This is a genomic window from Aneurinibacillus terranovensis DSM 18919, assembly GCF_000430625.1.
Taxonomy (GTDB): Bacteria; Bacillota; Bacilli; order Aneurinibacillales; family Aneurinibacillaceae; genus Aneurinibacillus_B; species Aneurinibacillus_B terranovensis.
Map to the genome: position 1 here is coordinate 25116 of NZ_AUMJ01000058.1, position 12306 is coordinate 37421.

At 43.8% G+C, this 12306-nt stretch carries 13 protein-coding genes, 1 pseudogene and 1 riboswitch; of the genes and pseudogenes, 11 read left to right on the forward strand and 3 right to left on the reverse strand.

What is annotated here, in order from left to right; translation table 11 throughout:
• Positions 1 to 11 precede the first annotated feature (11 nt).
• A complete protein-coding gene (locus tag H525_RS0111140) occupies positions 12 to 809 on the forward strand; it encodes a carbon-nitrogen hydrolase family protein (RefSeq protein WP_027416284.1) in 798 nt (265 codons plus the stop codon).
• Positions 810 to 893: 84 nt separating this feature from the next.
• Positions 894 to 1721: pseudogene (locus tag H525_RS23690) on the forward strand (amidohydrolase); the annotation flags it as partial.
• 34 nt (positions 1722 to 1755) lie between these two features.
• Here H525_RS23690 and H525_RS0111150 read toward each other — a convergent pair.
• A complete protein-coding gene (locus H525_RS0111150) occupies positions 1756 to 2214 on the reverse strand; it encodes a DUF420 domain-containing protein (protein ID WP_035100730.1) in 459 nt (152 codons plus the stop codon).
• Positions 2215 to 2420: 206 nt separating this feature from the next.
• Between H525_RS0111150 and H525_RS27785 the strand changes: the two genes are divergently transcribed.
• From H525_RS27785 to H525_RS0111180, 7 genes are all read left to right on the forward strand, one after another.
• Complete coding sequence (locus tag H525_RS27785; protein ID WP_162142494.1) at positions 2421 to 2618, forward strand: hypothetical protein; 198 nt, start codon at positions 2421 to 2423, stop codon at positions 2616 to 2618.
• A gap of 19 nt (positions 2619 to 2637) precedes the next feature.
• Positions 2638 to 3531 carry a COX aromatic rich motif-containing protein gene (locus tag H525_RS0111155; RefSeq protein ID WP_051330976.1) on the forward strand — a complete coding sequence of 298 codons (894 nt, stop codon included), beginning with the start codon at positions 2638 to 2640 and terminating at the stop codon, positions 3529 to 3531.
• Positions 3532 to 3555: 24 nt separating this feature from the next.
• The gene (qoxB, locus tag H525_RS0111160) at positions 3556 to 5517 is read left to right on the forward strand and encodes a cytochrome aa3 quinol oxidase subunit I (protein ID WP_027416287.1); all 1962 of its coding nucleotides are present in this window, start codon (positions 3556 to 3558) and stop codon (positions 5515 to 5517) included.
• Positions 5517 to 6116, forward strand: a complete 600-nt coding sequence (cyoC, locus tag H525_RS0111165) for a cytochrome o ubiquinol oxidase subunit III (RefSeq protein WP_027416288.1) — start codon at positions 5517 to 5519, stop codon at positions 6114 to 6116. The genes qoxB and cyoC overlap by 1 nt, the downstream gene beginning before the upstream one ends.
• A gap of 1 nt (position 6117) precedes the next feature.
• Positions 6118 to 6423: a cytochrome o ubiquinol oxidase subunit IV gene (cyoD, locus tag H525_RS0111170; RefSeq protein ID WP_027416289.1), complete on the forward strand. Its 306-nt coding sequence runs from the start codon at positions 6118 to 6120 to the stop codon at positions 6421 to 6423.
• A gap of 228 nt (positions 6424 to 6651) precedes the next feature.
• Positions 6652 to 7038: a (deoxy)nucleoside triphosphate pyrophosphohydrolase gene (locus H525_RS0111175; protein ID WP_027416290.1), complete on the forward strand. Its 387-nt coding sequence runs from the start codon at positions 6652 to 6654 to the stop codon at positions 7036 to 7038.
• 72 nt (positions 7039 to 7110) lie between these two features.
• Positions 7111 to 7209, forward strand: a riboswitch (guanidine-I (ykkC/yxkD leader).
• Between the two features lie 75 nt (positions 7210 to 7284).
• Positions 7285 to 7602, forward strand: a complete 318-nt coding sequence (locus tag H525_RS0111180) for a hypothetical protein (RefSeq protein WP_027416291.1) — start codon at positions 7285 to 7287, stop codon at positions 7600 to 7602.
• Positions 7603 to 7610: 8 nt separating this feature from the next.
• Here the strand turns inward: H525_RS0111180 and H525_RS0111185 are convergent, their stop codons facing one another.
• Positions 7611 to 8588: a 4Fe-4S binding protein gene (locus tag H525_RS0111185; RefSeq protein WP_027416292.1), complete on the reverse strand. Its 978-nt coding sequence runs from the start codon at positions 8586 to 8588 to the stop codon at positions 7611 to 7613.
• A 371-nt stretch (positions 8589 to 8959) separates the two neighbouring features.
• Between H525_RS0111185 and H525_RS0111190 the strand changes: the two genes are divergently transcribed.
• Both H525_RS0111190 and H525_RS0111195 read left to right on the forward strand, forming a co-directional pair.
• Positions 8960 to 9724: a DUF2087 domain-containing protein gene (locus tag H525_RS0111190; protein ID WP_027416293.1), complete on the forward strand. Its 765-nt coding sequence runs from the start codon at positions 8960 to 8962 to the stop codon at positions 9722 to 9724.
• 137 nt (positions 9725 to 9861) lie between these two features.
• Entirely contained in the window at positions 9862 to 11109 is a 1248-nt protein-coding gene (locus H525_RS0111195; RefSeq protein ID WP_027416294.1) for an MFS transporter, read from the forward strand.
• Between the two features lie 135 nt (positions 11110 to 11244).
• Here the strand turns inward: H525_RS0111195 and pdxK are convergent, their stop codons facing one another.
• A complete protein-coding gene (pdxK, locus tag H525_RS0111200; RefSeq protein ID WP_027416295.1) occupies positions 11245 to 12072 on the reverse strand; it encodes a pyridoxine/pyridoxal/pyridoxamine kinase in 828 nt (275 codons plus the stop codon).
• Positions 12073 to 12306 lie beyond the last annotated feature (234 nt).

A 12306-nucleotide genomic window follows, 5' to 3' on the forward strand; every position in this document is an offset into this window, starting at 1 on the left:
GGAGGTTTCGCATGGAAAAATCGTGGCGAATTGCTATTGCACAGATCGCTGTTGTAGATGGGAATAAGGCAAAAAATCTGGAAAAAATAGAAAAATCAATCGAACAAGCATATAACCAATCAGCCGATCTGCTAGTTTTACCGGAACTGGTCCTGACTGGTCTGGTTTCCGGGGAACAAATGAAAATGCTGGCAGAATCACGTGAAGGCGATAGCTTTAAGAGGCTGCAGAAAAAACTTGGCACCTGTCCAGTCCATTTGGTTTATTCGTTCCCTGAATACGTATCAGAGAATGAAATGTATATTACAACCTGCTTTATCCATAAAAATGGAGAACCACTCGCCTATTACAGAAAGACCCACCTTTTTTCTGAAGAAAGTTCTGTATTTAGCCGAGGCAACGAATTAATAGAAGTGAATGTAGACGGTTACAAACTTGGACTCCTCACATGTTATGACATTGAGTTTCCTGAACCGGCAAGAACTCTCGCTTCCCAAGGGGCAAAACTTCTTGTTGTTAATTCAGCCAACATGGCTCCATACGAACATATCCATCGGCTTTTCGTCACTGCCAGAGCACTCGAAAACCAGTGTTTCGTTGTTTATTGCAACCGGATTGGCTCAAACGCTGTATACGAGTATCATGGACAAAGTGCTGTCATCGGCCCGGATAGCAGCGTTCTAATGGAAATAGAAGAAGATAGGGAAATGGTAAAAACAGTGGAAATTTCGTTAGGGGAAATCGAAAACGCCACATCCGTTTTCAATTATCTGAGAGAACGCCGGCCAGAACTGTATACTACCGGGTAAAATGCGAAGATTATCAAGTAAAGTGAGCTCAGTGCCTTATTGGTGCTGGGCTCGTTGTATACTGGAAGAAGACTGTTAAAGAGAGTCAGAGAGGAGAATACGTTTGCATTTGCCTCAAAAAATCCTGGGGTTATGCATGCGTGCGGACATGACGGGCACACGGCTATGCTGCTTGGGACCGCGAAAATTCTATCCGGCCTTAAAGATAAAATCAAAGGTGAAGTGCGGTTTTTGTTTCAGCATGCGGAAGAGCTGTTCCCCGGCGGAGCGGGAGAAATGGTGCGGGCCGGTGTGATGGATGGCGTCGATCTCATAATTGGGACGCATTTGTGGTCACCGCTGGAATTTGGCAAAATTGGTGTAGTGTATGGGCCGATGATGGCCGCTCCGGATACGTTCTGGATTACGATTAAGGGTAAAGGCGGACATGCTGCGCTTTCTCACCAGACGGTCGATTCAATCGCTATCGGTGCCCAGGTCGTAACCAACCTGCAGCATATCGTATCAAGAAATACCGATCCTCTGGATAACCTGGTTGTTTCCGTGACACAGTTCGCTGCCGGTACGATGCATAATGTAATTCCGGGCTCGGTTGAAATGTGCGGAACGGTTCGCAGCTTCAATGCCAAACTGAGAGAATCGGTCCCGGGGCTTATGGAGCGAATCGTGAAGGGCATAACGGACGCCCACGGTGCCGGGTACGAGTTTAAATATGAGTTCGGTTACCGCCCGGTAATCAATAATGAGGAAGTCACACAAGTGATTGAAGAAACCGTGCGTGAACTATTTGGTGAAGAGGCCCTGGATATGATGAAGCCGAACATGGGTGATGCCCGTTTTACTATAGACGAGGATGCATTGGAAATCGGAGTGAAAATGTTTGTAAATGCCGCGTTTAAGTTGCTTGCATGAAGAAATTGATTACGATTACTTTATCCGGCACATTTTAATAACCGAGCCAGTTCCTTAACATGTTAGTCGTCGGTCCTGGCGGGTAAATAACATAAAGGAGCAGAAAGACAGCAAGCCCGCTGGCCGTCGTGATAAACCAGGCGATGACTGTCCACGGCCCAATCTTTTTATGTTTTGCAAACGCCTGCTTGAAGGCAAATCGCAATGTAACAACACCCATTACGGCCGCAGCGGTGGCAAGTATCGTATGAATTTGTAAGAATACCTGGTAAGGCAATCGAAGCTGTGCAGGCCCGCCAAACGTTGTGTCCCCCACCAGAATCGTTTTTAAGGCATACCCAATGAAAAATAACGCGGCTAAAACCGTTCCAAGCAGCATCAACCGCTTGTGGATAGCAACTCGGCCCCGGCGGATTTGCCACCATCCAATCGCCATAGACAGAGCGCTCAATAGAATAAATGCCTCATTTATATAAGGGAGAATTTGAAACATGCAGGCCCATCCTTTCCGCTTTAGGTCGCTTCAATTATATAAATCATTCGACTTGCAGGGATTGAAACAAAATAACTAAGAACTAATTTTATCAAACCACACAACGTACAGCAAGTTCAAAAGATGCGACTTGGTGCTTTTTATGGGTAAAAAGTTAACATGTGGATATATCGTGAAAACTTTATGACTAAACATGTGACAAATTGATGAACTTTCATCAAACTAATACGTCACTTGTTTTTACCTTTGATATTATAGAAACGTTGACTAGTGCAGAATTGTTACCAACATGTTTTTATTCTGTTTTAATTTTTATTCACAAAGTGAAAAGTACCGCCGCCTATGCGTTAGGTGGATGTGTAAGAGAGGAGATGAAACAAAGTGAAGAAAAAAGGCTTGCTTAACCGCGTTAAATTATTCTTTATGGCAGCCTTGACGACAGTGTTGTTGGCCGGATGTAGCAATAATTATATTGTTTTAGACCCTAAAGGACCTGTTGGCCAAACCGAGCTTCATTTGATCGTGATTTCTACAATCCTATGTGCTATTGTCGTCATTCCAGTTCTGGCTATTCTCGTGTATATCGTCGCTCGTTACCGGGACAAACCGGGTAACGATGCGCCCTATACTCCTGATTGGGCAGACAGCAAAGTGCTTGAAATTGTATGGTGGGGGATTCCAATCATCATTATTGGTATTCTAGGTTATTTCACAGCAAGAGATACGTATGCTTTAACCAAACCGCCGGTGCAGGATACGAAGCCGATTACGATTCAGGTTACTTCTCTGGATTGGAAATGGCTGTTTCAATATCCTGACCAAAAGATTGCAACCGTAAATTATTGCGAGATTCCGAATGGAGTTCCTGTTCAATTTGTATTGACATCGGATGCACCGATGAACTCATTCTGGGTTCCGCAGCTAGGCGGACAGGAATATACCATGCCTGGAATGGCCATGCGCCTCTGGTTGCAGGCTGACCACCCGGGTACTTATTTTGGTTCTGGCGCGAACTTCACTGGAAAAGGATTCGCTCATATGCAGTTCCAGGTCGTTGCGAAACCGCAATCCGAGTTTAATGATTGGGTAAAACAAGTGAAACAAACGGCGCCAGCTTTAACAAAAGACGGTTATGTCCAACTGGCCAAACCAGGTCTTTCTAAACAGGTGACTTACTCATCCTACCCTGAGGGACTTTTCGAAGAAACTGTGAATAAAAATGGTGGTCGATATATGAATCATCAAATGCAAAACGATGGAAACCAAAAAAGTAACATGCCCGGTATGGATATGTCCGGCATGAAAATGAACCAGTAAGGCGAAAGGAAGGAGGAAAACTAGATGTTAGATAGCAGCAAATCGCACTTCTTTGTCACTGGTGACCCTATGATATATGGTGCGGACGTTTCGATTGTCTTGGCCAGTCTTGCCATTCTCTTTGTTCTTTCGTACTTCAAAAAGTGGGGCTGGTTATGGCGTGAATGGATAACAACTGTTGACCATAAAAAAATCGGTATTATGTATTTAATTGCGTCGCTATTGATGCTGTTCCGTGGTGGAGTCGATGCTCTGTTGATGCGTGCACAATTGGCGTTCCCCAATATGCATTTTCTACAATCGGAACACTACAATGAAATTTTTACCACGCACGGTACGATTATGATTCTCTTCATGGCGATGCCGTTCATGTTCGCCTTGTTCAACATCGCTGTTCCGCTTCAAATCGGAGCGCGAGACGTTGCATATCCGTTCTTGAATGCGATAAGCTTCTGGTTGTTTTTTATGGGAGCCATGCTCTTTAACTTATCATTTGTAATAGGTGGCTCTCCGAATGCGGGTTGGTTGAGTTACCCGCCATTGTCTGAAACCATGTTTAGCCCGGGACCTGGTGAGAACTTCTATATTTGGGGTATTCAGATTTCCGGAATCGGTAGTTTAGCTACCGGGATTAACTTTATCGTAACCATTTTAAAAATGCGTGCCCCGGGCATGAAGCTGATGAAAATGCCTTTGTTTACATGGTCGGTTCTCGCAAGCTGTATCATCATCATTTTTGCGTTCCCGGTATTGACGGTAACTCTTGCTCTGTTGTTTATTGACCGTTTTATGGGTGCGCATTTCTTCACCATGTTACATGGCGGAAATCCGATGATGTATGTTAACTTAATTTGGATGTGGGGACACCCTGAAGTGTATATCGTTGTCCTTCCGGCGTTTGGTATATTCTCCGAGGTCGTAAGCACATTTGCCAAAAAGACAGTTTTTGGTTATAAGTCAATGGTGTTCTCCATGATGATTATCAGTATTCTTTCTTACTTCACATGGGTTCACCACTTCTTCACTATGGGTGCAGGGGCTGATGTTAATACCTTCTTTGCTATTTCGACGATGGCTATCGCAATTCCGACAGGGGTTAAAGTATTCAACTGGCTGTTTACCCTGTACCGTGGACGGATTCAGATGACTCTACCGATGTTATGGACCCTTGCGTTCGTTCCGTGTTTTGTTATCGGTGGGGCGACAGGTGTTATGCTTGCCGTTGCTCCGGCAGACTATCAATACCACAACAGCTATTTTCTGATTGCCCACTTCCACCAAGTATTAATCGGTGGTGTTGTGTTTGGGTATCTGGCCGGGCTGTACTACTGGTGGCCAAAAATGTTTGGATTTAAACTGGATGAACGCTTAGGAAAATGGGCGTTCTGGTTCTGGAATATTGGTTTCTATGTATGTTTCATGCCGCAGTATGCTTTAGGATTCATGGGCATGACCCGACGTGTGTATACGTACGGCTGGGATATGGGCTGGGCACCTCTCAACCTTGTGTCGTCTATCGGAGCCGTACTGATGGGAGTCGGGTTCCTCTTCCAGGTATGGCAAATTCTTTACAGTATTTTTAAAGGTGAACGTGATTTGACAGGAGATCCATGGAATGGCCGCACATTGGAATGGTCGATTCCTTCTCCGGCTCCTCTTTACAACTTTGCAGTCGTTCCACATGTCAAAGGCCATGATGCATGGTGGTTGATGAAGCAGGAAATGCAAAAAGAAGGAACCAAGAAAGAAAAAGTAAAGTATGAACCGATTCATATGCCGAAGGACTCTGCAATTCCGTTTATTATGGCGGTCTTCTGGTTTATCGCCGGATTTGGATTCACGTTTGAGTGGACCTGGATGGGCATCATTGGCCTGGTCGGAGTAGCTGGTTGTTTGATAGCCCGTTCTTTCCAATATGATACGGATTATTATATTCCTGTTGACGAAGTTCAACGTACCGAAGCATCGTTTGGGGAGGTGGTATAATGGAACATGCTGTATCCCATCACGAGGATCACGGACATGAGAACCACGAATCCTTAAAAATACTTGGATTCTGGATTTTCCTTGTGACAGACTGTATCTTATTCGGATCTTTGTTTGCAACCTATGTTGTGCTGCGAACGCATACGGACGGCGGACCTACGGGCAAGGAACTTTTTGAAGTTCCCGGCTTTGTTACTGAAACGTTTCTGTTGTTAACGAGTAGTTTTACGAGCGGATTAGCTACCTTAGCTATGCATAAAGGAAAGCTCAAGAGCTTGATTGGCTGGTTAATCGTTACCGTGCTGTTAGGCCTCGGATTTATAGGTTTTGAAGTAAGTGAGTTTACAAAAATGGCTATGGAGGGCGCAACGATTTCCCGTAGTGCTTTCCTCTCTGCCTTCTTTACCTTAGTCGGTACGCACGGTCTCCACGTTTCGGTCGGTTTAATTTGGATGATTGGCATTATATTCCAATTAAAACATTATGGAATTACCGATGTTACCAATCGAAAAGTGTCTATTATTAGTTTGTATTGGCACTTTCTTGACGCTGTTTGGATCTTTCTCTTTACCGTCGTTTATCTGATGGGGGTGATGTAAGATGTCACATCAAGAAAACCATGGATCTACCAAATCGTATGTTATTGGGTTTATCTTATCGATTATACTAACCATCATTCCTATGGTGCTCGTATTTAATCATATGATGAGCATGGGACCGCTCGTTGTCGTGATTGTAGCGATGGCGGTGCTTCAATTTCTGGTGCAGTTATTCTTCTTCATGCATATCAGGGAAAGCGAAAAGCCTGGATATAACGTGATGGCTTTAGTGCTTGGCATTATCTTTGTTATCACAATTGTTGGCGGCTCTGCCTGGATCATGACGTTTAACGCTCAAGTTCACTAAAGATGAATGTTCGTGTTTATACCCCTCTGTGCGGAAAGAAAATTCTGCACAGAGTTTTTTTAGCTGCGCATGAAGCCTTTGTACAGGATGTTAAAAGGCCTCAATATGTTAAAAGGCCTCAATATGTTGAAATGACTATACACCGTTTGTTACATTGATAAAAGAAGCTAAATCGGCCTATCTTTATTGATGCTGTCATATACAAAAACATGAAAAGAGTGATTATCAGTGAAACAATTGGATGTGGTAGGAGCGGTCATTATCAACCGGCATGGTGAAGTGTTGTGTGCGCTTCGTTCGCAGCGAATGCCCCTGCCTGGCATGTGGGAATTTCCGGGTGGGAAAATTGAGGAGGGTGAAAACCCCCAGCAGGCGTTAAAGCGGGAAATCAAGGAGGAGTTGGATATTGATATTAAAGTAGGTGAACTCGTGTCCGATTCCGTCTATGAGTACCCTGATACAGCTATTCATTTGATGACGTATTATGCTTCGATTGTTTCCGGAGAGCCAAACGTGCGTGAACATGAAAAAGTAGTGTGGTTAGCGCGAAAGGATTTATCCAGTCTTGAATGGGCACCTGCCGATATGCCAACCGTAACGATTCTTAGTGAGTAAAAACAGCGGTTTTGACTTACTACATCTTTAGGTTTGTGTTAGAATCGCATTAGTGAAAAAATTAATGATTCAGTTACTGTTTTCTAGGGTTCCGTGATCGTTGCGATCAGCCTGGTCCGAGAGAAAACGCACACTGCGTTGTGTACACGGAGGGGCAAAAGCCCGGGAGAAAATATCCTCAAAAGGTATTTTCTCCCGCTTTTTATTTTCTTGAGATAGTACGTGAGGATAAGGGAGTGTTGGAACGTGAATTTTTTAATGGAATATAAGTGGGCAATTCTAGCTGTCCTCGAGGTTTTGGCTTGGTCAGCAACGTTTTTTATGTTTTATGCCCGATACCGTATGAAATCAAAAGTATGGTTCAGGGTAAGTGTTGTTCTACTTGCCATTACCGGAGTCATTCCACAAGTTGTCATGGGAATTATTAATTTTGTTATGATGAAAAAACTTGATTTATTTACACTTGTTATCGTTTTACTCATTCTATATGGTTCTACAATCGGCAAAAAACAAGTCAAAAAGCTGGACGTCTGGGTACAATCCAGATTTTCAAAAAGCGCGTGATTCTGAAACTAGCTTTTAACCGGAAAAATGCAGAATTGCCTTTCCATCACTTTACCACTGTCGTTTTTGATTGACAGAGTAATTTTCGTATTCGTATCAATGCTTCCCTGATCGACGCGGAACAGCAAGGGGATATCCGCAGTAGAGTGAGGTTTTGTATCAATTCGTTTCGGAAGATCCGTTTTCCAGGCAGTCGGAATGCCGCTGTAGGAAATAGAATAGCTGGCCGGTTTGCCGGTAAGGTTTTCAACGTTGAGGTTATACGTGTAAATAATATAATTCTGTACGGGAACATTCTGCAGATTTTTCCCCAGGCTAATCGCAAATCCCGTATTAGCCGAAATCGTCCATGTGAACAACGAGACCAGCACAAGCATTACTACGGTCAGAATGAGTCCGCTGCCCCGCACCATGTTTTTACATCCATCCTTCCGGGAATGTTTGTCCGACAGCGCCATTTGGAAGATACCGTAAGGACAGGACACCCGGCAAAACTTATAGCGAAGCCGCGAGTTAAGCAGAATGAAAAAGAAAACAGAAATCGTGAGAAACGCGCGGAAGGTCCAGGCTGATAAATCAAAATGAATAATGTAGGAAAGCAGCTGCGCCGGATCGTAGAAATACGCAATAACACCGAACGTGATTACAGGGGCACATATAAGCAGAATCACCGTATCCACTATGGTTTTTAACACAGGATGCTTTTGAAAAACCGGAAGGCTGAGTATACGGTTCAGGTGAATAAGAAACTTATTGTGCGGGCATGCCCAGCCACAGAATTGGCGCCCAAACCAAACGGCAATCGCCACGAACGAATAGACGATAAGCAAAATCGCATACAACAGGATTCGACCTTCGCTGAACGCAAACTCGCTGCCAAACATGAAAAAATGATTCGATAATAAGTCGATTCGAAAAATATTCAAAAGTGGGACAAGAAAAAAGAGAAGAAGAATACAAGAACGAAAAATGGAACGCTTATTCATTAAAGATACCCCTCACTATCTGTCTGGTTTTTGAACGTGTATGGTGTAAAGTCATTCTCGCACATTGGAAAAAATAAGGACAGTGAAGAGTTTGTGAAAATATTGAAATCGACCTTCTTTATTTCTGCACCGTCTTCCCTTGCATGGAAGTTGAGACTGTTAGGAGCAGGAAGAAAGCAAAAAATAAAACAGATTCACTTCATACTGCCAGCTCAAGATGTTATTTTCTAGATGTTGAACATTAATATCTACATAAAATCCAAACCTGTATCAAAACTGTTTATAAAAAAATGATTTTATATATTGAAATCAAGCAAACAATAATATAGAATGTCTATGTAATAAGCAAACGGTAAGGGGAAGTGTTTTTTGTGAGTGATGTTTCTGAATTGTTTTGGAATGCCTCAGTGGAAGAAATTAAGCAGGGTTATGTTTATGAGGAAGCGACGGAAGAATATATTTGTTTAATTTGTGGCCGTCGTTTTATGGACGGAGTGGTGTATCGGAAGGATGATGTTTTTTATGAAGCCAAAAGGTTCATCCACATCCATATCGCTCATGAGCATTCCTCGATGTTTGATTATTTGCTGGACCTTGACAAGAAACTTACCGGGCTCACGGACTTGCAAAAAAGTTTGGTGAATTATTTTCATAAAGGATACAGCGATAGCGAAATTGTAAAGAAGTTTGATGGGGGGAGTACCTCTACAATACGCAATCACCGCTTTACGCTCAGGGAGAAAGCGAAACAGGCAAAAATTTACCTTGCTATTATGGAACTCGTCGAGCAGAAAACGGCCGCACCGCAAAAGTTCATTCCTATTCATCGGACGGCTACGATGCTCGATGAGCGATACGCGATTACCGAACAGGAAAATGAAGAGATTCTCGATGCGTATTTTAAAGACGGACTAGACGGTCCGCTTGCGGAGTTTCCAAAAAAGGAAAAACGAAAGGTAGCGATATTGAAGCACATTATAAAACGGTTTGATTATCAAAAAACGTATACCGAAAAAGAAGTAAATAAAATTCTACGGGAAGTATACGATGACTACGTCACGCTGCGCCGCTACCTGATTGAGTATGGATTTATGGATCGGAAGGCTGACGGCAGTTCTTATTGGGTGAAATTCTAGATATTGAGCACGTTGGAGGAAAAATGGCTGGAAAAACTGAAGCCCTATCATGAACAAGGGTACAACGTCCCCGCCAGAAGACCATAATATCTAAGAAACGCAATGTCGGGTTAATTAGAAAGGTAAGGAGTGAAAAAATGCCTATATTATCACCTGCATCGGCAGGTTTTTTTCGGAATCGGTTTGTTCGGGCTATCATGCTGTCCGGAGTATTTTTGCAAATGGGGATCTGGGTGCGCAACTTTGCGATTCTTTTATTTGTGATGGAACGGACTCATAACAATCCATTTGACGTCTCACTCATTTCTGTCGCCGAATTCGCCCCGATTTTTCTGTTTTCGTTTATTGGGGGAACGTATGCGGATCGCTGGCGCCCGAAGAGAACGATGGTGTGGTGTGACCTGCTGAGCGCTCTTTCTGTATTTATTGTGCTGTTAACGATTATTTTCGGGACATGGGAAGCCGTGTTTTTCGTCACATTCGTTTCCTCGATCCTCTCCCAGTTTTCACAGCCTTCATCAATGAAGCTCTTTAAGTTGCATGTGCCTGCTGAGCAGCTGCAAATGGGCATGGCCATGTACCAGACGCTGATGGCTATCTTTATGATTATCGGTCCAATTATTGGAACGTTCGTTTATCAGAGATTTGGTATCCACGTTGCCATCGGTGTGATGGGAGGAGCATTTCTGCTGTCTGCGGGGGTGCTAACTTTTCTGCCGCCGGATCAATCAAACGGCAGTGACGAATCAGCCACAAACTTCTGGTTGGAGATGAGGGAAGGATTCCATTATGTATGGTCCCGAAAAGTGCTGCGAATGCTGGGTGGAACGTTTATTGCTGCAGGACTCGCGGTCGGCATCATCCAGCCGCTTGGTATTTTTATCGTAATGGAACGACTCGGGCTGCCAAAGGAAAATGTCCAGTGGCTCCTGACTGTGAATGGAGCTGCAATGCTGGTTGGCGGAGGGCTGGTATTGGGAGTTTCAAAAAAAATCGCTCCACAGAAACTTGTTGCCATCGGAATGTTTGTCAGCGCCTTTTCAGTGGTCGGTGTTGGGCTGTCTACCAACCTGCCCCTAACACTTGCTGTACAATTTCTTAACGGATTGTTCTTTCCATGCATTCATATCGGAATCAATACGTTAATCCTTCAGACTACCGAAGAGGCCTTCGTTGGCCGGGTTAATGGGGTATTAAATCCGCTGTTTATGGGCGCAATGGTAATCACGATGAGCCTGGCCGGTTGGCTTAAAGCACAATTTTCGCTCGTTACAATGTACGAGGCAGCCGGCTTGCTATTTTTAATTGGCATGCTGTTAATGGTACCTCTCTTTAATGGCAATACTAATTTGAAGCGAAACCGGATAGCGACCGAAGGGGAGTAGAGGGGGCATTTTATGCCCCCATCCTGCCGCTGTGAGCAAAAATTCATGAAAAAAATAGTCCGTACTACTTTTTAGAGTGGCTGCGGGCTATTTTTTTGATTTCATCATTTTGAACGTATCTGTTTTCGAGATGCTTTATGCCTGCTGTTTTTTCGCCCCAAACACCCGGTAAGCGGCATGGTTGGTCGGGCCAACATATGAATTTAACGGGAAAGAGTGGCGGATCGCTTCAGTAATAAACGCTTTGGCCGTGAGAATAGCTTCTCGCACAGGTTTTCCCTTGGCTAATTCTGCAGTAATAGCCGCCGAATACGTGCATCCTGCCCCGTGTGTATAGGTCGTTTCAATTCTCTCCGACTCTAAAATTTCAAATGTTTCCCCATCATACAGTAAGTCAATCGCCTTTTCATGTTCAAGCTTTCCACCGCCTTTAATCAGGACATATTTCGCCCCGAGCGAATGAATTTTGGTTGCTGCTTCCTTCATGTCATCGACTGTTTTAATGGGAGATTGGCCGCTTAACTGCGCTGCTTCGAATAAATTCGGTGTAACGATGGTCGCTTTCGGAACGAGCACGTCCCGCAAGCTTGCGTTTGTCTCCGGGTGTAATGCTTCGTCCGCACCTTTGCAGACCATAACAGGGTCAATCACAATATTTTTCAACTGGTGCTGTTCAATTTTCCGGGCAGCCAGTTCGATGATCTCTATTGAACCGAGCATCCCCGTTTTTAAAGCATCGATTCCAATGCCGGTAATAATCGTTTCTAATTGTGCTTCAACCGTTTCCACCTGTTGGGGAAAAACATTGTGAAACCAACCGTTGTAGGGATCCATTGCGACAATGGTCGTAATCGCTGTCATACCGTATACGCCGCGTTCCTGGAACGTCTTCAAATCGGCCTGTAATCCGGCACCACCGCTGCTGTCTGAACCTGCAATTGTTAATGCTTTGTAAATCGCCATACTTATCCTCCTTACAACTGCGTAAAATCGGAACCTTCTTTAAATTATATCAGTCATATGAACGATTACAATCAAATTGGAAGCAGGGAAAAGAGTTCTTCTATTAATAGAGGAAGTGTCCTTAAGAAGGTACTTAAAAAAAGTATATGTTGCTTTACAGTGTTAAAGCAACATATACTTTCTTCCATTGGTCACCTGAGAAAAACTCACGGGGGTGTGCCGAACGTTGCTTTT